Origin of the sequence: Streptomyces sp. NRRL F-5755 (assembly GCF_001279365.1) — a bacterium.
GTDB lineage: Bacteria > Actinomycetota > Actinomycetes > Streptomycetales > Streptomycetaceae > Streptomyces > Streptomyces rimosus.
In genome coordinates this window covers 25,936-46,435 of sequence record NZ_LGCW01000265.1, presented here as the reverse complement: position 1 = coordinate 46,435, position 20,500 = coordinate 25,936, and the positions used below count along the sequence as shown (strand labels likewise).

General features: G+C 70.7%; 19 protein-coding genes and 1 tRNA gene. 11 read left to right on the top strand and 9 right to left on the bottom strand.

Annotated features, from left to right (window positions below; genetic code table 11):
* Positions 1–35 precede the first annotated feature (35 nt).
* Genes ADK86_RS23385 through ADK86_RS23375 form a run of 3 tightly spaced genes read left to right on the top strand, consistent with a single transcriptional unit; the run spans position 36 to position 2,030 of the window.
* Complete coding sequence (locus tag ADK86_RS23385) at positions 36–248, top strand: MbtH family protein (RefSeq protein ID WP_003979971.1); 213 nt, start codon at positions 36–38, stop codon at positions 246–248.
* Between the two features lie 5 nt (positions 249–253).
* On the top strand, positions 254–1,219 hold the full coding sequence (locus ADK86_RS23380) for an ATP-binding cassette domain-containing protein (protein WP_053698347.1): 966 nt from the start codon (positions 254–256) through the stop codon (positions 1,217–1,219).
* Positions 1,212–2,030, top strand: coding sequence for an ABC transporter permease (locus ADK86_RS23375; RefSeq protein ID WP_053698346.1), 819 nt, complete (start codon positions 1,212–1,214; stop codon positions 2,028–2,030). The genes ADK86_RS23380 and ADK86_RS23375 overlap by 8 nt, the downstream gene beginning before the upstream one ends.
* A gap of 107 nt (positions 2,031–2,137) precedes the next feature.
* On the opposite strand, the gene ADK86_RS23370 is transcribed toward ADK86_RS23375, so the two are convergent.
* The 3 genes from ADK86_RS23370 to ADK86_RS23360 all read right to left on the bottom strand — a co-directional run bounded on the left by ADK86_RS23370 (position 2,138) and on the right by ADK86_RS23360 (position 5,817).
* Entirely contained in the window at positions 2,138–2,884 is a 747-nt protein-coding gene (locus ADK86_RS23370) for an AfsR/SARP family transcriptional regulator (RefSeq protein WP_078952209.1), read from the bottom strand.
* 561 nt (positions 2,885–3,445) lie between these two features.
* Positions 3,446–4,510 carry a tetratricopeptide repeat protein gene (locus ADK86_RS23365; protein ID WP_053698345.1) on the bottom strand — a complete coding sequence of 355 codons (1,065 nt, stop codon included), beginning with the start codon at positions 4,508–4,510 and terminating at the stop codon, positions 3,446–3,448.
* The gene (locus ADK86_RS23360) at positions 4,510–5,817 is read right to left on the bottom strand and encodes an ATP-binding protein (protein WP_053698344.1); all 1,308 of its coding nucleotides are present in this window, start codon (positions 5,815–5,817) and stop codon (positions 4,510–4,512) included. Before ADK86_RS23360 ends, ADK86_RS23365 begins: the two co-directional genes overlap by 1 nt.
* Before the next feature lie 226 nt (positions 5,818–6,043).
* Between ADK86_RS23360 and ADK86_RS23355 the strand changes: the two genes are divergently transcribed.
* Positions 6,044–7,000, top strand: coding sequence for a D-alanyl-D-alanine carboxypeptidase family protein (locus tag ADK86_RS23355; RefSeq protein ID WP_053698343.1), 957 nt, complete (start codon positions 6,044–6,046; stop codon positions 6,998–7,000).
* Positions 7,001–7,068: 68 nt separating this feature from the next.
* Here ADK86_RS23355 and ADK86_RS23350 read toward each other — a convergent pair whose 3' ends face one another.
* The gene (locus tag ADK86_RS23350; RefSeq protein ID WP_078952208.1) at positions 7,069–8,313 is read right to left on the bottom strand and encodes an MFS transporter; all 1,245 of its coding nucleotides are present in this window, start codon (positions 8,311–8,313) and stop codon (positions 7,069–7,071) included.
* A gap of 75 nt (positions 8,314–8,388) precedes the next feature.
* Between ADK86_RS23350 and ADK86_RS23345 the strand changes: the two genes are divergently transcribed.
* The 3 genes from ADK86_RS23345 to ADK86_RS23335 all read left to right on the top strand — a co-directional run bounded on the left by ADK86_RS23345 (position 8,389) and on the right by ADK86_RS23335 (position 13,429).
* A complete protein-coding gene (locus ADK86_RS23345; RefSeq protein ID WP_053698341.1) occupies positions 8,389–8,868 on the top strand; it encodes a MerR family transcriptional regulator in 480 nt (159 codons plus the stop codon).
* A 146-nt stretch (positions 8,869–9,014) separates the two neighbouring features.
* A complete protein-coding gene (locus tag ADK86_RS23340) occupies positions 9,015–9,956 on the top strand; it encodes an NAD-dependent epimerase/dehydratase family protein (RefSeq protein WP_053698340.1) in 942 nt (313 codons plus the stop codon).
* Between the two features lie 8 nt (positions 9,957–9,964).
* On the top strand, positions 9,965–13,429 hold the full coding sequence (locus ADK86_RS23335; RefSeq protein ID WP_053698339.1) for an aminotransferase class I/II-fold pyridoxal phosphate-dependent enzyme: 3,465 nt from the start codon (positions 9,965–9,967) through the stop codon (positions 13,427–13,429).
* Positions 13,430–13,439: 10 nt separating this feature from the next.
* On the opposite strand, the gene ADK86_RS23330 is transcribed toward ADK86_RS23335, so the two are convergent.
* From ADK86_RS23330 to ADK86_RS23310, 5 genes are all read right to left on the bottom strand, one after another.
* Positions 13,440–14,009 (bottom strand): toxin, encoded by a 570-nt coding sequence (locus ADK86_RS23330; RefSeq protein ID WP_053698338.1) that lies wholly within the window; start codon positions 14,007–14,009, stop codon positions 13,440–13,442.
* A gap of 13 nt (positions 14,010–14,022) precedes the next feature.
* Positions 14,023–14,463 (bottom strand): helix-turn-helix domain-containing protein, encoded by a 441-nt coding sequence (locus ADK86_RS23325; protein ID WP_003979959.1) that lies wholly within the window; start codon positions 14,461–14,463, stop codon positions 14,023–14,025.
* A 347-nt stretch (positions 14,464–14,810) separates the two neighbouring features.
* Positions 14,811–15,965 (bottom strand): MAB_1171c family putative transporter, encoded by a 1,155-nt coding sequence (locus ADK86_RS23320; RefSeq protein WP_053698337.1) that lies wholly within the window; start codon positions 15,963–15,965, stop codon positions 14,811–14,813.
* 40 nt (positions 15,966–16,005) lie between these two features.
* Positions 16,006–16,734 (bottom strand): TetR/AcrR family transcriptional regulator, encoded by a 729-nt coding sequence (locus tag ADK86_RS23315; RefSeq protein ID WP_078952207.1) that lies wholly within the window; start codon positions 16,732–16,734, stop codon positions 16,006–16,008.
* A gap of 234 nt (positions 16,735–16,968) precedes the next feature.
* A tRNA-Gly gene (locus ADK86_RS23310) sits at positions 16,969–17,042 on the bottom strand.
* Positions 17,043–17,266: 224 nt separating this feature from the next.
* Between ADK86_RS23310 and ADK86_RS43880 the strand changes: the two genes are divergently transcribed.
* From ADK86_RS43880 to ADK86_RS23295, 4 genes are all read left to right on the top strand, one after another.
* Entirely contained in the window at positions 17,267–17,425 is a 159-nt protein-coding gene (locus ADK86_RS43880; RefSeq protein ID WP_003979945.1) for a hypothetical protein, read from the top strand.
* A gap of 208 nt (positions 17,426–17,633) precedes the next feature.
* Complete coding sequence (gene dcd, locus ADK86_RS23305; protein WP_030590135.1) at positions 17,634–18,209, top strand: dCTP deaminase; 576 nt, start codon at positions 17,634–17,636, stop codon at positions 18,207–18,209.
* A 16-nt stretch (positions 18,210–18,225) separates the two neighbouring features.
* Entirely contained in the window at positions 18,226–18,723 is a 498-nt protein-coding gene (locus tag ADK86_RS23300) for a phosphoribosyltransferase (RefSeq protein ID WP_030180867.1), read from the top strand.
* A 207-nt stretch (positions 18,724–18,930) separates the two neighbouring features.
* Positions 18,931–20,421, top strand: a complete 1,491-nt coding sequence (locus ADK86_RS23295; protein ID WP_053698379.1) for a ricin-type beta-trefoil lectin domain protein — start codon at positions 18,931–18,933, stop codon at positions 20,419–20,421.
* The last annotated feature ends 79 nt before the right edge of the window (positions 20,422–20,500 follow it).

Genomic DNA, 20,500 nt, shown 5'->3' with positions numbered 1-20,500 from the left:
CCACGTACCACTCACGATTGCGAGGAGAGATCCCCATGGCGAACCCCTTCGACAACGAAGACGGCACCTTCCACGTCCTGGTCAACGGTGAGGGCCAGCACAGCATCTGGCCCGTCTTCGCCGACGTACCGGCAGGCTGGACGATCACCCTCGAAGCGCGCCCCCGCGCCGAGGCCCTGGCCGCCGTCGAGCGCGACTGGACCGACATGCGGCCCAAGAGCCTCGTCACCGCCCACGCCGGCAGCTGACCGCGATGGGGGCGGACACCGCGGTCTACGCGGAAGGGCTGCAGAAGCGCTACAAGAGCCACCACGCGCTGCGCGGCGTCGACCTGTCGGTGGCCGCAGGCTCCGTGCTCGGTGTGCTCGGCCCCAACGGGGCGGGCAAGACGACGACCGTACGGGTGCTGTCCACGCTGCTGACGCCGGACGCCGGGCACGCGACCGTCGCCGGGTACGACGTGGTGCGCCAGAGCAAGGAGGTGCGCCGCCGGATCGGCCTGGCCGGGCAGTACGCGGCGGTGGACGAACTGCTCACCGGCCGCGAGAACCTGGTCCTGCTCGGCCGGCTGCTGCGGCAGGGCCGGCGCGGCGCCCGGCAGCGGGCCGCCGAACTGCTGGCCCGGTTCGAGCTGGAGGACGCCGCCGACCGCCCGGTGGGTACCTACTCCGGCGGTATGCGGCGCCGGCTCGACCTGGCCACCTGCATCATCGCCCGGCCGCCGGTGCTGTTCCTGGACGAGCCGACCACCGGCCTGGACCCGACCAGCCGCACCGTGCTGTGGAAGGTGGTGCGCGAACTCGTCGACGAGGGCATCACCGTCCTGCTCACCACGCAGTACCTGGAGGAGGCCGACCAGTTGGCCGATCAGATCGTGGTGATCGACACCGGCCGGGTGATCGCCGCCGGCACCCCGGCCGAACTCAAGCGCGCCGTCGGCACCGACCACCTCCAGGTCGCGGTCGCCCGCCCCGGCCAGCTGGCCACCGCGCTGTCCGCCGTCGCCCCGCTGACCGGCGCCGAGCCGGTGGTGGACACCGCGGCGCAGCGGCTGACCGTACAGCTCGACGCCGGACTGGAGAGCGTGGCCGCCCTCGCGGACGCGCTGCGCGCCGCGGGCGTCGAGGTCACCGACTTCGAGGTACGGCGCCCCACCCTCGACGACGTGTTCTTCCAACTGACCGAGCGCAACGAGCCGGAGACGAGCCTCCATGAGTGAACTCCGCGTCGCGACGGTGCCGCCGGGCGGCCCGTTCGCGGGCCTGGCCGACACCGCCGCCCTGGCCGGGCGGCACCTGCTGCATCTGCGGCGGGCACCGGGGAAGTTCCTCGGCATCGTGATGAACCCGCTGATCCTGCTGATCGCGGTGGGCTATCTCTTCCGCAACTCCATCTCGGTGCCCGGCAGCGGCAATTACCAGGAGTACCTGATGGCCGGCGTGGCCGTGCAGGTCGGGCTGGCGAGCATCGGGCCGACCGCCATCGGCGTGGCGATGGACATGCGCGGCGGCCTGGTGGACCGCTTCCGGTCGCTGCCGGTCTCCCGTACGGCCGTCCTGGTCGGCCAGACGCTCTCCGACCTGATCGTCTCGGCGCTCGGCCTGATGATCGTGATGCTGGTGGGCCTGGCCGTCGGCTGGCGCCCGCACACGGGGCCGCTGTCGGTGCTGGGCGGCTTCGCGGTGATCCTCGCGTTCGTCTACGCCATGCTCTGGGTGGGCGTCCTGATCGGGCTGCTGCTGCGGTCGCCGGAGACCATCGACTCGGTGGGCGCGATCGTGCTGGTGGCGTTCTCGTTCCTGTCGAACGCCTTCTTCTCCGTCCAGGGGCTGCCCTCGTGGATCCGGCCGCTGGCCGAGTGGAACCCGGTCAGCGCGGTGGTCACGTCCTGCCGCACCCTGTGGGGCAATCCGGTGGTGACCGGTACGGGCTTCCCGGCCGACCACCCGGTACTGGTGACGGCGGGCACGCTGGCCGTGCTGCTGGCCGTGTGCGTACCGCTGAGCCTGCGCGCGTACCGGAAGGCGTGAGCGGGAGCGCCCCGACGGAAGCGGACGGGGCGCCGCGGGGACTCGTATGAGACCCGGCGCGGCACCCCGTCCATCTCAGCGAACAACGCGGGCAGCGTTCGGTCCGGTCAGGCCCGTGCGTCCAGCACCGGGTCCTGGGCCAGTACGGACTGGTACAACTCCCGCAGCGAGCGCCCGACATCGAGCCCGAGCTCGTTCACCAGCCAGGCTCTCGTGCGCTGGTAGACGTCCAGCGCCTCGCTCTGTCTGCCGCAGCGATAGAGCGCGATCATCAACTGCTCGCTGAAACGCTCCCGTCCGGGATGCGCCACCACCAGCTCCTGGAGATCGGCGATGACCTCCCGCTCGCCCCCGGTGTGCAGCTTGACCATCACCAGGTCCTCGCGCAGCGTCATCAGCCGCTCTTCGAGCTGGGCGGCCGTGGACCGGCAGAGCAGGCCCTCGCCCGCGTCCAGCAGGGCGGGACCGCGCCACAGCCGCAGGGCTTCGTTGAGCACCTCACCGGCCCGCGCGGGGTCCTCGCGCAACAACTCCGAGCCCTGCGAGGCGAGTCTGAGGAACCGCGCGGCGTCGGTCGACTCCGGCGGCAGGGCGAGCAGATAGCTGTTGTTGGCCGTCACCACCACGTCGTTGGGGTGCTCGTCCAGCTCCCAGCTCTCCAACAGCTTGCGCAGCCGTACGGTGTTGGCGTGCAGGGCGTTCCTGCTGTTCGCCAGGTCCTTGTCGGGCCACAGCTCCGTCACCAGCGTGTCCCAGGAAACCGTCCGCCCGGCGTGCAACGCCAGGACGGTTAACAGAGTGCGTACCTTCTTCGCACGAATCCGGTAGGTCTTTCCCCCGTGTTCGACGCCCATAGGGCCAAGAACATTGATCAGCACCGGTGTGTCCCATCCCCGCTGGTGCTCGTAGAGCCCGCATCTGCCGGCGACTGTCTTCCAGGTCCGGCAGGGAGCGGAAGCTCAATGGCAGCGTCCTGCCCCCCGGACCCGGCTGCCCTCGCGAATGCCAACGCTACGTACGCAGCATGTCTTTGACGCTTTGTGTCGCTCTCTTGGTGGTCTATACCTAGACCATTGAGATCTTTGCTCCTTCGATGATGCCTGTCAAGCGTCGAGAAAGGGGCATAAATCCGCCAAAGGCCAGGGTGGGCCTTGAGATTTAAAGGCATCTTTGCCAAGTCACCGCTGCGCGCGCCGGCCCGCGGCGCCCGTGGGGCGGCGCGGGACCGGCCTGGGGCACCGGCACTCCGGGATCTTTGGCGGCAAGTCCGGCAACAGCGCGGAGCCGCTGGTTCCGCACGGCATTCCGCGTATATTTTTTCCGCAAGGAATTCTTGACGCGCCGGAGCAATTCAAGCGTCAACGAGCGTTGCTGAAATCTTCACCGGGCCCGGGAATAAACTCCGGGCGGAGACGCTACTTGCGTTTCTTCCGGTCGAACAGCACCGTCGCCAGCGTCGGCACGATTCCCGCCCAGAACAGCACCTGCGGCACCGTACGCTCCGACCACGGCACCTGGGAGATCAGCAGCGCGCACAGCATCGCCCAGACCACCTGGGCGAGCACGATGCGCGCCCAGCGGCCCCGGCGGATCAGGGACCGTACGTTCAGCTGCACCCCCGTACGCAGGCGCCGGTAGCGCAGCAGCGCCCCGAAGCCCCACAGTGCCGTCATCGGCACCAGCATCCACAGCCGCTGTCCGAGCGACACCGGCAGCTCCCGCGGCACCTTCCCCTCCTCGGGGAAGATGTCGAGCATGACGCCCGCCGCCGCCACGCACAGCAGCGCCAGCCAGCGGGTGCCGCGCAGCAGCCGGTAGGTCGCCCCGTCCAGGCCGCTGCGCAGCCAGTCCGAGTCGGGCAGCGTGCCGAGCGCGTCGGCGTACAGGTCGGCCGCCTGCGCGGCCTTCACCCCCGGCGCGTTGGCGGCGCTGTCCGTCTGCATCACCACGGCCAGCGAGTTCGTCGGGTCCAGCCGGCGCAGCGTGACGAGTGTCTGCCGCGCGCATTCCTGGTCGCTCGCGATAAGCGCGGCCTTGTAGAGCGACTCGTACGCCCGCGGCTCCTCGGGGGCGAGCCGTACGGCCTCCCGACCGAGACGCAGCCCCTCCTGCCGGTCGCCGTCGGACAGCCAGGGCTGGATCTCGGCGAGCGTCCCGTAGGCGGTCCAGCGCAGCGGATCGACGCGTATCGCCTCCCGCAGCACGGCGCCCGTCTCCTCCATCCGGCTCGCCTGCCGCAGGGCCCGCGCCCGCATGTGGAGGGTGGCGTAGTCCTGCGGCGCCAGCGCCAGGGCCTGCCCGGTCACCTCCACGGCCTGGTCCGTCTCCTTGCCCGCCAGATGACAGCGGGCGAGCTCCAGCAGCGCCCACAGGTCCTGCGGGTCCTCCTGGAGCCGCGCGGCGAGTACGGACTTGGCCTCGTCGTACCGGCCGAGGTCGACGAGCACCTCGGCGCGGGCCACCATCGGATGCTGTTCCATCACAGCTTCCGCCGCTTCTTCAGGTACGCGAGCAGATCGTCGTACGTACCGCCCTCGTTGGCGAACATCGCCACGTTCCGCGCGGACGAGAACCACGCCTCGGTCGAGGGCACCACCGCCTTCGCCGCGCCCAGCAGGTCCTTCATGCCGATCATGCGGACGGTGCCGGTGCGCGCCGAGTCCAGCAGCGCGGTCTCGGCGGCGCTCTCGCAGACGTGCGCCAGGTCGGCGCCCGAGAGGCCGTCGGTCACCTTGGCCAGCTTGGCCAGGTCGACGTTCTCGATGGGCCGGTCCTTCAGGTGGTAGCGCAGGATCGCCTCGCGCGCGGGCGCGTCCGGAGGCAGCACGAGCAGGGTGCGGTCCAGGCGGCCGGGGCGGCGCAGGGCGAGATCCACGTCCCAGGGCAGGTTGGTGGCCGCCAGCACGAAGACGCCCTCGTTGGCCTGCGCGTCGATGCCGTCCAGCTCGGTCAGCAGCTGGTTGACCGTGTTGCGCATGCCGCTGTGCTGCGTACGGCTGCGCTTGCCGCCGAGCGCGTCCAGCTCGTCGAGGAAGACCACACAGGGCGCCTGGCGGCGGGCCGTCGCGAAGATCTCGTGCATGTTGCGCTCGGAGTTGCCGATCCACATGTCGAGCACGTCGTTGACCGATACGGACAGGAAACTGGCACCCAGCTCACCGGCCACCGCGCGGGCGATGAACGTCTTGCCGCAGCCCGGCGGCCCGTACAGCAGCAGCCCGCCGCGCAGGCTCTTGCCGTACAGCTTGCGCAGCTCGGGATTGCGCATCGGTGCGAGGAAGGCGGCCTCCAGCCGGTCCTTGACGTCCTGCATCCCGCCGACATCCGCCAGCCGCACGGTGCCGGGCGCGTCCACCTCCCAGGCGTCGGCGTCGCCGGGGTCGTCGTTTCCGTCCGCGCGCAGGGGGCTCTCGACGAAGCGGGGCGGTACCACGTCCCGTATCTCGCCTTCGGCGGCCTGCCAGTCGAAGCCGCCCGGCCGGGCGTCGGCAGGCTTCTCCTGCGCGGGTGCGGCCGGGTTCACCGTCGGCGTCTGCTGAGCGGGAGCGGGTGCCTGCTGTACCGGCGCGGGTGCCGGGGCAGGTGCCCCCATGGCGCGGCCCATCAGCTCCCGGGCCTTCTCGTCCCCGGGCGCGTGCTGCAACGCGACGGCCACCTCGGTGATGGCCGCATCATTTTGCCCCGCCTCCAGCAGCAGCTCCGCGAGGTGCAGCCGCAGCGGCACATCCTCCGGCGCCGCCGCGACGGCCCCACGCAAACTCCGAACCAGCGCCGATTCCTCTGACATGCCCATCACCCTATGCAGGGGCTGGGCAGGGCCTGCGCAGGGGCTTCCGGCGGGCGTGCAGGCCGGGCAGCCGTTCCTGTTCGCGCAGCAGCAATCGCGACACATCCTCCTGAAAAGTCTTCCGCAAACGATCACCGGTGCAGTTCCATGTAGTGGGCATCCTTCGCCCGCACCCCCCACAGGGGCACAGCCCGGCACCACCACCACAGATACGGAGTGGCACAACGTGACTGCCAGAGTCCTGACTTCCCGCGCGGCGGCCCTCGCCGGCGGCGCTCTGCTGGCCCTCTCCCCGCTGACCGCCCAGGCGGCCCAGGCGGCTCCGGCCCCCCACACCGCCTCGCCCGCCCAGCCCGCCCGCACCGCGCCGGCCGTCGCCGCCAAGGGCGCCGTCCTCGTGGACGGCGCGACCGGCAAGGCCCTCTTCGGCAAGGAAGCGGACACGGCCCGCCCCATAGCCAGCACCGCCAAGATCATGGCCGCTTCCGTGGTCCTGGAGACCCGGGGCGTCGACCTGGAGAAGCAGGTCCCCGTGAAGCAGGCGTACCGCGACTACGTCACCCGGCACAGCTCCAGCACCGCCGACCTCCAGACCGGCGACAAGCTCACCGTCCGCCAGCTGCTCTACGCCACCCTGCTGCCCTCCGGCGCCGACGCCGCCTACGCCCTCGCCGACACCTTCGGCACCGGCGCCACCGAAGCCGAACGCACCGCGTCCTTCGTCTCCCAGCTGAACGCCAAGGCCGCCGAACTCCACCTCACCCACACCACGTTCGACTCCTTCGACGGCGGCGGCACCGACACCAGCACCCCGGCCGAACTCGCGAAGCTGGCCCGGCACGCCATGCGGAACGACACCTTCCGCACGATCGTCAAGACCAAGCAGTACAAGGGCGAGGCCCCGGCCGCCAACGGCCGCACCCGCTACTACACCTGGAACAACACCAACCAGCTGCTCGGCTCGTACAACGGCGTCATCGGCATCAAGACCGGCACCACCACCCCGGCCGGCGACTGCCTCGTCTTCGCCGCCACCCGCGGCGACAAGACCCTCATCGGCACCGTCCTCAACAGCAAGGACCGCTACGCCGACGCCGCGAAGCTCCTGGACCACGGCTTCGGCACCACCACCGCCAGGACGATGAAGCTCCGCGCGCTGCCGGTGAACAGCCAGCGGGACTGATCCACGGCCGAGGGGTGTGGTCCGCGCGCCGACCACACCCCTCAAGTACGTGTACGGACGCGCGCCGCTCAACTCCCGTCGCGCCGGGCCGGAAACCCATGCGTACGCGCCACGAGGACCACGACCACCACCGGCGCCATCAGCCCCGTCACACTCCACGGCAACGCCACCGTGCCGAGCGCGTCCAGCAGCACACCACCGGCCACACCGCCACCCGCCATGGCCACGTTCCACAGCGTGACCAGCATCGCCTGTGCCGCATCGGCCTGTTCGCCACCGGCATCCCCCGCCGCCGTCTGCAACAGCGTCGGCGCCCCGCCCCAGCCGAGACCCCACAGCACCACCGCGGCGTACACCAATCCGGGCGCGCCGGAGAGCAGGGCGAGGACGGCGCCCGCCACCGCGACAAGCAGCGTCCCGGCCACCATCAGGGCGCGCAGCCCGCGGTTGATCAGAACCCCGACAACCCAGATGCTCAGCAGCGAGGCTCCACCGAACACCAGCAGGACGACATCGGTCTGCCCGCCCATCCCCAGCCCGTCGAGGAACGTGGCGATGTAGGTGTAGAGGATGGTGTGGGCGAGGACGAACACGAGGGTGACCAGGAGGACCGGGGCGACGCCGGGGGCTTTGAGAGCTGCCAGCATGGAGGAGGCACCCTTCGTGCCCTCCGCACCTTTCTCCGCCGGCTGCCCGGGATAGTCGGGAACAGCGGCCATGATCCACCCGACCAGGACGACGGTCAGCCCCGTCATGACGAGAAAGGCCACCTGCCAGCCGACGACCTTGCCGGCGAACGTTCCGGCCGGTACGCCGAGGGACAGCGCGACGGGAATCCCGGCCATGGCCACCGCGATGGCCCTGCCCTCCAGGTGGGCCGGGACCATCCGCCGCGCGTAACCGGCGAGCAGCGCCCAGGCCAGCCCGGCGGCGACGCCCGCCGCGAAGCGGGCCACCATGGTCAGCGGGTAGTACGGGGAGAGCGCGGTCACCGTGTTGGCGACGGCGAAGCCGAGCACCGTGGTGAGCAGCAGCCTGCGGCGACGCCGGCGCGCGGTGGCGGCGGACAGCGGTATGGCCGTAAGGACGGTGCCGAGCGCGTACACGGTCACCGTCTGACCGGCGGCCGACTCACCGACACCCAGGTCACCGCTCATCGCGGGCAACAGCCCGGCCGGCAGCGTCTCGGTGAGACTCGTGATGAATACGGCGGTCGCCAGCGCCAGCAGCGCCGCCAGGGGAAGCTTCCGGGACTGCGATGCGTCCGCGCCACCGTCAGGCAGACCCGCCCTGTTCAATTCCGTAAGAGACATGGCAGCATGCTCAAACCCTCACATACATGTGAAGGTCAAGTCGGCAGCTGCGAGCGGACCTCCGGGGAGGCGGTCATGCGCATCGGAGAACTCTCGGAACGCACCGGTACGTCGCGGCGGATGCTCCGCTACTACGAGGAGCAGGGACTGATCGCCTCCCAGCGGTGCGCCAACGGCTACCGCGACTACGACGAACTCTGCGTGGACCGCGTCCAGCAGGTACGCGGACTGCTGGACGCCGGCCTGCCGACCCAGACGATCCGGCAGATCCTGCCCTGCCTCGGCCCACCCGGCCGCATCGACATCCCGGACCCGACCCCGGAAACACTCGCCCTGCTGGAGCGCGAGTGCGACCGCATGTCACGCCGAATCGACCACCTGACCCGAAACCGCGACGCCATGCGGGCGTACGTGGCCCGGGTCCGCGGCAGCGCGCCGCGGCGCAACAGTGAACAGCTCACCGCTCCCAGTACTCCGCCACCGCCCTCGCATACGCCACCCGCTCATCGAGCCCACCACCCCGAACCCGGAACCGCCCCCGCGCCGACTCGGTGAGCACCGCCCGCCCGAAGATTTCCCCGGACCGCTTCACGCCGTACGCAGCGGTGCGGCAGGTCCCACTCGGCCGGCGGCTCGTGCCGCGTGAGGCACCCCGAGGTACCCGGCGCAAAGGTGGCGCGGCCCCGCGCTAATGTGCGCGGGTGAGCCTTTACGTCGTCATAGGATTCGGGCCCGCCGGGGCGGCCACTGCTCGATTGCTGGTCGAAAAGGGGCATTCGGTACGGGTCGTCACCACTTCGGGCCGCAGCGCCGAGCCCGGTATCGAGCACCTTGCGTTCGACGCGGCGGACCGTGAGCGGCTGAGCGAGGCCGCGCAGGGCGCCGCTGCGATCGTCAACTGTGCCGGGATGCCTTACCACCGCTGGGCCGACGCGTGGCCGCGGCTGGCCTCGTCGCTCTGCGCGGCGGCCGAGGCGACCGGGGCCGTTCTGGTCATGCTGGGCAACCTGTACGGCTACGGCCCGGTGGACGGCCCCATGACCGAGGAGCTGCCGCTCGCCGCGACCGGCCCCAAGGGACGGGTCCGCGCCGCTGTCTGGCAGCAGGTGCGGGACCTGCACGAGCAGGGCCGGATCAAGGCCGTCGAGGTGCGGGCCTCGGACTTCTTCGGGCCCGGTGTGACCGACGGCGGGCACCTGGCCGGGCGGGTCATGCCGCGGCTGCTGCGCGGCAAGCCGGTCTCCGCGTTCGGGGACCCGGACGTCCCGCACAGCTGGAGCTACCTCCCCGACGTGGCCCGGGCCCTGGCCGAGGCCGCGGGTGCGGAACGGGCCTGGGGACGAGCCTGGCACGTGCCGAACGAGTCGGCGCGGTCCGTCCGGGAGATGGTCGACCGCCTTGCCGCCGAGTCCGGATCGGGGCCGGTGGCGGTGCGCCGGCTCTCGCCGGCCGTGCTCGGTGTCGCCTCGCTGGTCTCGCCGCTGATGCGCGAGATGAAGGAGATCCGGTACCAGTTCGACCGTCCCTTCGTCGTCGATGCGAGCGCCTACGAGGCCGCCTTCGAGGTACGGGCCACCCCCCTGGACGAGCAGGTCAAGGTGACGGTGGACTGGTGGCGCGACCGCCTGGCCGGCACCGGATGAGACCTGTGATGCCGAACGACCCCCCGGGAGCACGGCCCGCGGACATCGCGATCGTGGGGATGGCCTGCCGGTTCCCGGGGGCGCGGAACATCAACCAGTACTGGCGGCTCCTCACCGACCCGCAGGCGCAGTTCTCCACCGTCCCGGACTCGCGGTGGCGCACCGCCGCCTTCCTCAGCGACAGCCTCCGCGACACCTCGGCGGCCTATACGGACACCATGGCGCTGCTGCCGGACGTGGACCGCTTCGACGCGGCGCATTACGGCATCCCGCCGCGGCGGGCCAGATCGCTGGATCCACAGGCCCGGCTGCTGATCGACCTCGCCCGGGAGGCGATCCAGGACGCCGGGTGGGAGTCCGCGGGATTCGACCGTGAAGAGACCTCGGTGATCACATCGCTCACCGAGAGCGGCTACCGCGAGATGTCCCTCCTGCAGGTCCGGATGCGGCAGCTGGCCGGCGGGGAGTTCGGCGCGCGGGCGGCCGATCCGCGGTGGCCGGAGATGGTCCGCGCGGTCGACGGGCTGCACGGCACGTCCGTGGCCGGTCTCCTGCTCAACATGGGCCCGAACACGATCAGTTCGGTCTTCGATCTGCACGGCGAGAGCTACGCGCTGGACTCGGCGTGTTCCGGCGGACTGATGGCCGTGGCCAACGCCGTGTTCGCGCTGCGCGCGGGCCGCTGCCGGATCGCCCTCGCCGGCGGCGCCCAGCTGATGCTCACCCCCGACCTGCTGGTGGGCCTGTGCCGGATCGGCGCCATTTCGCGCAGCGGCCGGTGCCTGCCGTTCGGCGCGGAGGCCGACGGGTTTGTCCTGGGGGAGGGCGCCGGGGTCCTGGTGCTGCGGCCGCTGGCCGACGCGCTGGCGGCCGGCGATCGTGTCTACGCGGTGATCCGCGGGGTGGGTACGGCCAACGACGGGACCGTGCAGGGCGGTCTGCATCCCCAGGCGGCCGGGCAGCTCCGTACGCTGCGCCGGGCCTACCGCGATGCGGGCGTGTCCCCGGACTCGGTGGGTTACCTGGAGGCGCACGGCACCGGGACCACGGTCGGTGATCCGGTCGAGGTCGGTGTGCTGCGCGAACTGCGCGGTGCGCGGAGCGCCCCCGCCTTCCTCGGCGCGGTGAAGGCGGTGGTCGGGCACTCGCTCAACGCCGCGGGGCTGGCCGGGCTGATCAAGACCGTCCTGGCCGTGCACCGGGGAGTGGTCCCGCCGCAGCCGGCGTTCGACCTGGCCGACCGCTCCGGGCTCGACGCCGCGCGGCTGACCGTTGCGACGGCACCGACCCGATGGCCGGCACCCGGAGTGCCGCGCCGGGCGGGCGTGAGCGCCTTCGGCTTCGGCGGCACCGGGGTCCATCTGGTGGTGGAGGAGTGCCCCGCGCCGCCGGTCCGCCCGCTGCCGGACGACGGGCCGCACCTCCTCGTCCTCAGCGCCCGCGACCGGGCCGGGCTGGCCCGTTATGCCCGGGAACTGGCGCACACCCTCGCCGACGAGCAGCCACCGCTGGCCGGGGTGGCGGACACCCTGGCCGGCCGGGCCCCCTTCCCGGAACGCCTCGCCCTGGTGGCCGAGGACGCCGCCGACGCCGTCACCAAGCTGACCGCGGCGGCCGACGCCGTGGCGTCGGGCCGTACCGGCGCTCTCGGGCCGGGCCAGGAGGCCGGCACGGTGTCCCGGCCGGCCGATGAGCAGCCGGAGGTCACCGTTCCCGCACCGGGCACGCTGTCCGCCGAGGCCCGCACCGCCGCGCTGGCCGGGCTCGCCGAGCGCGTGGTCAGCGGCGCGCAGCTCCGTCCGGGCGGGGAACGCAGGCCCCCGTGCACCCTGCCGCCGAGCCCGCTCGCCCCGCGCCGCCACTGGGTGGTGGACGAGTCCGCTCGCGACGCCGGGGACACTCCCACCGACCGGTTCGTCCTGCCGGACCGACCCGGTCCGGCGCCCCAGATGGCGGCACGGACCGGCACCGCTTCCGCAGGCTCCCTCGTGCTCGAAGAGGTGTCGCGGACCGGCGTCTTCCCGCTCGGCGACCTGAGCGAGCGGATGGCGCTGGTGACCGACCTCGGCTTCGACTCCCTGATGCTGCAGGAGCTGGAGGTCAACATCGGCAAGCGGATACCGGGCTTCCGCACCGAGGAGATATTCGCCGCCGACCTCACCATCGAGCGGCTGATCGCGCTCGTCGCCCAGCGCCTCACGGAAGAGCCGGCCGCCGGAGCGCCGCTGCCCCGGCAGACCCGGGCCGACGGGGACGCCGCCACCGCATGCGTCGACGACTTCCCCGAAGTACGGGAGTTCGAGCAGGTCCTGACCTCGATTGCCGACACCGGTGTGGACTTCCCGTACTTCCGGGTCCACCAGGGCACCGTCCGCGACACCACGGTGGTCGGCGACCGGCCGTACCTGTCCTTCGGCAGCTACAACTACCTGGGGCTTTCCGGCCATCGGGCGGTCAACGAGGCGGTACACGAGGCAATAGACCGGTACGGGACCTCGGTCTCCGCCAGCCGGGTGCTCTCCGGCGAACGGGACCTGACCGTACGGCTGGAACGGGCGCTCGCCGACTTCCTCGGCGTCGCGGACTGCCTGACGCTGGTCAGCGGCCACGCCACCAACGTCACCGCGATAGGCCATCTGGTCGGCGCCGGTGACCTCGTGGTGCACGACGCGCTGGCCCACGACAGCATCCTCCAGGGCGTGGCCCTGTCCGGTGCGGCACGGCGCCCGTTCGCCCACGGCGACATCGGTCAGCTGGAACACATGCTGCGCCGCAACCGGTCCCGGTTCCGGCGGGTGCTGATCGCCGTCGAGGGCGCCTACAGCATGGACGGCGACCTGGTCGACCTGCCGGCCGTGGTCGAGCTGAAGAAGCGGTACGGCGCCCTGCTGATGGTGGACGAGGCGCACAGCATCGGCACGGTGGGCGAACGCGGCCGCGGAGTCGGGGAGTTCTACGGCGTCGACCGCCGCGACGTGGACCTGTGGATGGGCACCCTCTCCAAGGCCTTCGCCAGCTGTGGCGGATATCTCGGCGGTTCGGCCCGGACGGTGCGGTGGCTCCGGCACACGCTGCCGGGCTTTGTCTACAGCGTCGGTATGACCCCGGCCAACGCGGCCGCGGCACTGGCCGCCACCGAGCTGATCGCCGCGGAAGGGCACCGGGTGCGCACGCTCCAGCGGAACGCGGAGCTGTTCCGGGGCCTGGCCACCGCGGCCGGTCTGGCGACCGGCGCCAGCGCCCACACCCCGATCGTGCCGATACTCCTCGGCGACTCGGCACGCACCCTGCGCGTCGCGGACCGGCTGTTCGACCGGGGACTGATCGCCGATCCGATCTTCCACCCCGCTGTGGAGGAAGGACTCTCCAGGCTGCGGTTCTTCCTCACCAGCGATCACCGTGCGGACGACATCCGACGTGCCGTGTCGGTCCTGACCGAGGAGGTGGCCGCCGCCGGGGGCCGGGTGGGCTGAGTACCGCACGTCAGATCAGGGTGCGTTCGATCCGGCTGAGCATGGCTTCCTTGCCGGTGTCCGCGGCGGCCCCGGCCGCGGGCGCGCCGTGCCGCTCCTCACCGCCGCCTATCTGCTGGGCGAGCAGATAGGCGATGATCTCCGCCTCCTGCTCCTGGACGTCGTCGTAGGTCGCGCGCAGGAGCATGTCACGCACGAGATCGGGGTCGAGATCCGGGAAGAGGAGGCGGGCGCTCGCCTCGTCCAGCCAGCCCGCCCCGCGATGGCAGCAGATGATGTGACCCAGCTCGTGCAAGACAATGTGCTCCTGATGCGCGCTGGTCGTGTTGGCGTCGTAGAAGATCAGGTCCTCGTCGCGGGCGGCGACCCACATGCCGCACGGGTGGGACGCGGGCATCTGCATCGGGACCAGGGTGATCGGGCGGTCGCGGATCTCGCTGAGGTGGCGGCAGAGTTCGGCGACGTCGGACACCTCCGGGAGATCGAGTTCGGCGATCCGCTGCGCGCCGATCTTCCGGAGCCGCTTGAGCTGACTGCGGCGGTCCTGGCCGGCCGCCCGCCCCTTCCTGGCTTCCCTCACTCCTCGGCGTCCCTCACTCGGCCTCCGGGGAGTCGTCGACCGGCGGCAGGCCCTGCATCTGCCGGTACTGATCCATGATGGCGGTGATGGCCTGGAGGTTCTCCTTCTTCATCCCGGCCGCCCGCATGGCCACCGAGCGGACGCCCGCCTGCCGCAGCGCCTCGATGGCGGCGACCTGGCTGAGCACCGACTCGGCGACCTCGTCGTCGAAGAAGTAGGAGACCGAGACGCCGAAGAAGCGCGCCAGCGCGGCCAGGAGGTCCGGGGAGGGGTTGGACCGCTTGCCCGTCCGCAGTTGCGACAAGTACACGCCGCCGACCCGGAGGTCGGGGTTGGCCTGTTTCAGTTCTTCGGCCACCTCGGCATTGGTCCAGTGCTTGCCCTTGGGGCGGACCGTCTTGAAGAGGTTGTCCAGACGCACTGCCAGTTTGGGCCGGTCGTCGGTCTCGGACATCGTGAATCTCCCTCCCCCACCTCCTCGGAATTAGCCCTTGGCTATTCACCAGCTTCCCAGATTAGCCGTCAGTTGACAATCGGCCGGGACTCCGCCACCGTGGATCTCGCCGATAGCTGCCAGCTAACTTCGCTCACGGGGGTAGCCGAGTTGGTTGCCGGCCACGTCGGCCTGGACCGGCTCTCGGGGGAAGAGCCGGTCGAGGCCGGGCGGGACATCTCGTTCCGGCTCGGCAGGAAGATACGGGGGAACAACGGGGGAACAACGGGGGCAAAAGGGGGAGCGCGAAAAAGCCCGCCCGGTCTGACGGGGGACAGACCGGGCGGGAGCTCTCAACGGGGGTGACGTCACCCCGCTTTGCCGAGTTTACGGTAGGCGGACGCGACCTTCGTGAGCCAGTCGATCTCGGCCATGAAATTGTCCGTATCACGGTCCTCGAAGTCGCCGGCGTCCTTGTTGTCATCGGGGATGGTGCCGGTGCGCTTGGCGTGCAGGGCCTGCCTGATCTGGGCCGCTTCGGCCCACGCCTGCCGGGACTCGTCGCTTGCTCCACCGTCCGCACCGGCGGACCCGTTGGCCGCGCGGTCGGTATAGGGCCGCAGGTCCCGCCACCCGTCGCGTATCTCGACGACACGGCGGTGCAAACGGTAGTTGAGATCGGAGACCGAGGCTCCCGGCGGCTCCAGGACGATGTCCGGCGACGATTCGTAAAGATCCCGCCAGAGCGGGTAGAGGGCCCGGTACGAACGGTAACTGCGCACCCACCACAGCAGTTTGCCGGCCGACGTCCCCCAGGAGGAGATCGTCAGGCTGAGCGAGAGGGTGGCGATGCCCGCCGCGCTGAAGACGTTGGCGGCGAGCTGCCAGACGCCGATGTCGATCCCGCACGCGGCGGTGATGATGTTGACCGTCCTGGCCAGGCAGTAGAGGAAGAGAACCACCGCGGCGACGGAGAGCAGCTGCAGGGCGTGCCGCAGCTCGGCCTTCTCGGTCATCCGGGCGTAGGGGCCGCACTGACGGAAGATGGTGACGCACGGAACCGCCTGGGACACGATGAAGACCAGGAGGTAGGTGAGGATCAGCGGCTGGCCGCTGCCGCTGTTGAAGTCGGAAGCCGGCCGGCCGGGGCCGTCGGCGATCAGGAAGAGGGCGATCAGCAGCGCGTTGAGGGCGATACCGGTGATCGCCCAGTAGCGGGCCCTGCGTGCCGCCTCCTCGGCGGCGGTCGCCCAGCGCAACAGGATGATCTGCGCGCTGACACAGAAGGCGACCGCCGATACGTGCATCACGAGGATGGCGAGGTTGCCGACGCCCAGGAAACGTTCGCTCCCCATGGCGACGGCGCCCATCGTGAAGGTGAGGCACTGCAGCAGCAGAGTGATCACCAGGGTGCGGTAGGCACTGTCCTGCCGGCTGCGCCGCACTTGGCTCAGCCGGTAGACGAGCGCGGCGTACGACGAGAGCGCCGCGATGACGAAACAGACGGTTCTGGTGGTGTTCACGGCCTGATTCCCCGCCGGTGCCGGGCACCCGGCGAACGGTCTAGTCGGTGTTTTCACCCAAGGGAACCACGAGCCCGATCCCCTCGGCCGCCACGGCGATGGCGCGGTCGAAGAACGCCGACTGGTCCCGGACGCTGTCGTGGGTACGGCTGAAGACCTGGAACACCAGGAGCCCGATCAGATTGCTCCACAGCACGATGCCGCGTTCGATGATGTCCGAGAACGGTGCCTCGGGCGTCCCGCCGAAGACCTCCACCGCCGTCGGCAGGAGCACCGACGGCTCGGGCAGTGGCCGCCGGGGCGGGGTGAGCTCACCGGCCTCCAGGGCCGACCGGATGATGCCGCCCAGCACCTCGGGAGTGCGCGAGGCGGGCGGTACCGTCTCCTGCGGGGCGTGGTACCCCGGCACCGGCGAACCGTAGATCAGAGTGAATTCGGCCGGGTTGGCGAAGGACCAGGCCCGCAGCGCACGCGTCACCGCGAGCAGCCGCGCGCCCGCCGACGCCTGCGCGTCCCGGGCGGCCTGGTCGGCCTGCTCCATCGCTGCGCCGGAGGCGTTGTAGGCGTCGATGACCAACGCGGTCAGCAGGTCGTCCCGGTGCGGGAAGACGGCTGCCACGTCCGTGACGGCAAGACCACAGTCGGCGGCCACGGCATCCAGGGACAGCCCACCGGCGCCCAGTTCCGCCAGCAGTCGGCGCGCGGCGGCCTTGACGGCCTCCGGCAGCCCGGTGTTCGCATCGCCCGCGCTCGTTACGGAAACATCCATGGCCGAACCGTACCTGCCGGCCACAACGATGATCGGCCCGGTCGCCCCGCAGCCTCCGGCCAACACTGAGATCCGGCCACGCCCCGAACAACAGGAACCGGAGCAGCGGCCAACTACGACCGGCGCACCGGTACATGGGGCGCCCCATCCCGATCGGGCACACAAGGGGCACGAAATGTCCGGCGCGGCCTGGGCGACAGAAAAGCCCCAGGTCATTGACCTGGGGCTGGGCTGTGGAGCGGGTGACGGGAATCGAACCCGCGCTCTGAGCTTGGGAAGCTCATGTTCTACCATTAAACTACACCCGCATATACGCCGCTCCTTGTGAGGGCGGTGCAGCTTCGCACACTCTACCCCATTGCAGGCCCCCGGTGCAGTTGACCGTGGGGCCCGGTCGTGTGTGCGGGGTGGGTTGCGGTGTGGGGTGGGGGAGTTGGGGCGTACGGTGGGGGCGCGGAGTGCCGTGTGTGGTGGCGCCCAGTTCATCCCCTAATGTGGCTTTTGTTGTCCACGCGTTTGGGAGAAGGACTTGATGGAGCGCACCGTCGTACGTTGTGCCGAAGGGCACGTGTTCAGCACCGCTTCGTTTCCCATGCAGACCACGGACCGGCTCGGCCCCGGCCGGCTGCTGCGGTGTCCGCGCTGTGCGCGGCTGCGGCATTCGGTGCCGGTGGGGGGCGAGAAGCGCTGAGGCGCGGTAGCCGCCGGTGAGTCGCTGAGGACGGGCCGGACGGGCCGGGTGGTGGAGAGGTGGAGCGGACGGCAGCCGGTCGGCCGGCTGTGTGAGTTCCGGGCGAGGGCCCGGTCCCGGAGGCGGGGCCGGGCCCTCGCCGTATCCCTGCCCGCCGAGGCGGCGGTGGTGTGCGGAGCGGGCCGATCCGGGCGCGTATCCTCGATGCGTGCTTCTCTCAGACAAGGACATCCGGACCGAGATCGACGCGGGCCGGGTCCGCATCGATCCCTACGACGAGTCGATGGTGCAGCCGTCGAGTATCGATGTGCGCCTCGACCGGTACTTCCGGGTGTTCGAGAATCACCGGTACCCGCACATCGACCCCGCGGTGGAGCAGCAGGACCTGACGCGCGAGGTGGTGCCGGAGGGGGACGAGGCGTTCATCCTGCACCCCGGTGAGTTCGTGCTCGCCTCGACGTACGAGGTCATCACGCTGCCCGACGACATCGCGTCGCGGCTGGAGGGGAAGAGTTCGCTGGGGCGGCTGGGGCTGCTGACGCACTCGACCGCCGGGTTCATCGACCCCGGTTTCAGCGGGCATGTCACGCTGGAGCTGAGCAATGTCGCGACGCTGCCGATAAAGCTGTGGCCCGGTATGAAGATCGGGCAGCTGTGCATGTTCCGGCTGTCGTCGGCCGCCGAGCATCCGTACGGCTCCGAGAAGTACGGCTCGCGGTATCAGGGCCAGCGGGGGCCGACGCCCTCGCGGTCGTACAAGAATTTTCATCGGACACAGGTCTGAGGGTGCGAGAGATCCAGTGAGTGGTGTGCGGGAGAACCTGACGTACGAGCGCTTCGGTGGCGCGATTCGCGAGCTGGCGCAGACGATCGCCGACGACGGGTACGAGCCCGACATCGTGCTGTCGATCGCGCGCGGCGGCGTCTTCGTGGCGGGCGGTCTGGCGTACGCGCTGGACTGCAAGAACATCCACCTGGTGAACGTGGAGTTCTACACGGGCGTCGGTACGACCCTGGAGATGCCGGTCATGCTGGCGCCGGTGCCGAACGCGATCGACTTCTCGGACAAGAAGGTGCTGATCGCGGACGATGTGGCGGACACCGGCAAGACGCTGAAGCTGGTGCACGACTTCTGCCTGGGGACGGTGGCCGAGGTCCGCAGCGCGGTGATCTATGAGAAGTCGCACTCGCTGGTGAAGTGCGAGTACGTGTGGAAGCGCACGGACGAGTGGATCAACTTCCCGTGGAGCGTCGAGCCGCCGGTGGTGCGGCGCGAGGGGCAGATCCTGGACGCCTGAGGGCTCCTGCCTTCCCGGTCCCGTCGGACCCACCGAGTTCTCGGTGGGTCCTTCGTGTTTACGGGGCGGAAGGTGAATTCGGGCCAATCCCGTTCCGGGTGTTCCACCGGTGACTACCTCCGAGTAGAAACCGGCGGGAACAGCAGACCGGAGGGGAGGCCCAAGGTGCGTGCGAGAGCAGGGCGGCTGGTGGCCGCCGCGGCGGCGATGGCGGTGGGGTTCGGCGGAGCGGGCATGGTCGCGGGGGTGGGCGCCGGTACGGCGGTGGCCGCCCAGGCCGGCCCGGCGGCCGCCAAACCGCTGCCGCCCGAGCTGGAGAAGATCCGGGCGGCCGAGGCCGTCAAGCTGTACGGGGACGCGGCCGAGCGGCCGGTCGGGCAGCGGAAGACCTCGTTGATCTCGCTGGGCGACAGTGAGATAGCGGGGGAGGGCGTCGGTACGTACGAGCCGGGGACGAACGGGCCCGACAACTGGTGCCACCGTTCGCCCGAGGCCGCCATCCACCGCACCGGGATACCGGCGGAGGTGACGTACAACGTCGCATGCTCCGGCGCGGCCACCGCCAACATCAACATCGGCGGGACCAAGCAGTACGCCGACGAGCTGGTGCAGAGCGACAACCTGGCGATCAAGGCCCGCAACACCCGGCTGAAGATGGTGCTGCTGGTGGCGGGCGCCAACGACGACCTGCAGTTCGGGCCGGTGATGACGGACTGCGTCACCCGCTGGTTCACCTTGCAGGGCACCTGCGAACCGAAGTACGCGCCGGGCTGGCAGGGCCGTGTCGACGCGCTGGTGCCCAAGGTCGAGCGGAGCGTGCGCGATCTGCGGACCGTGATGCGCGACGCGGGGTACGCGGACGGCGACTACAAGCTGGTCGTGATGGGCTACCCGAGCCCCATCGGGCCGGACATCGAGGACAACCCGAACTTCCCGGGCAAGCTGCCGGGCGGGTGCACGGGTTACACCTCCGACTCCGCGTGGGGACGGAACGTTGCCGTTCCGACGTTCGAGAAGGGGATGCGGAAGGTCGCCGCGGACACCGGCGCGACCTACCTCGACAACTCGCGGCTCTTCCACGGCCACGAGGTGTGCATGGAGGACACCTGGGCCCGCGGCCTGTATGTGGACCTCACCAACCCGTTCCCGCCGGACTCCAATTCCGTACGGCAGTCCTTCCACCCGAACGCGCGCGGCCACGGCGCCTTCGCCTCCTGCCTGACGCAGCTGTACGCGTCCGACCGGCGCGAGGCGTCCTGCACCGACCCGGCGAGCACCGGGCAGCCGAAGCTGTACCCGCTGGCCTGGGACGACGTGTACCGGCCGGTGCGGAACGCGGGCACCGGCAGCTGTGTGGACGCCAAGGGCGCGAGCAGCAGTAACGGTACGGCGGTCATCGGCTGGGACTGCAACGGGCAGCGCAACCAGGACTGGTGGTACGACGCGGAGCGCCGCTCCGTGCACGTCGGGCTGACACAGGACCGGTGCCTGGACGTGCCCGGCGCGAAGTACGAGGCCGGGGCCGGGCTGGTGCTCTGGAACTGCTCGGGCGCGGCCAACCAGCAGTTCGTGAAGGACGCCGCGAGCGGTTCGGTCCGGCCGGCCGCCGCGCCGGGGCTGTGCCTGACGCTGGGCTCGGCCAAGGACGCGGTACGGCTGCAGAAGTGCGACGGGTCGGCGGCGCAGCGGTTCGTGTGACCGTCATCCGTAACCCGTCATCCATATCCCGCTGATACGAGGAAGGCCCCGCTCCGGCCGGAGCGGGGCCTTCCATGGG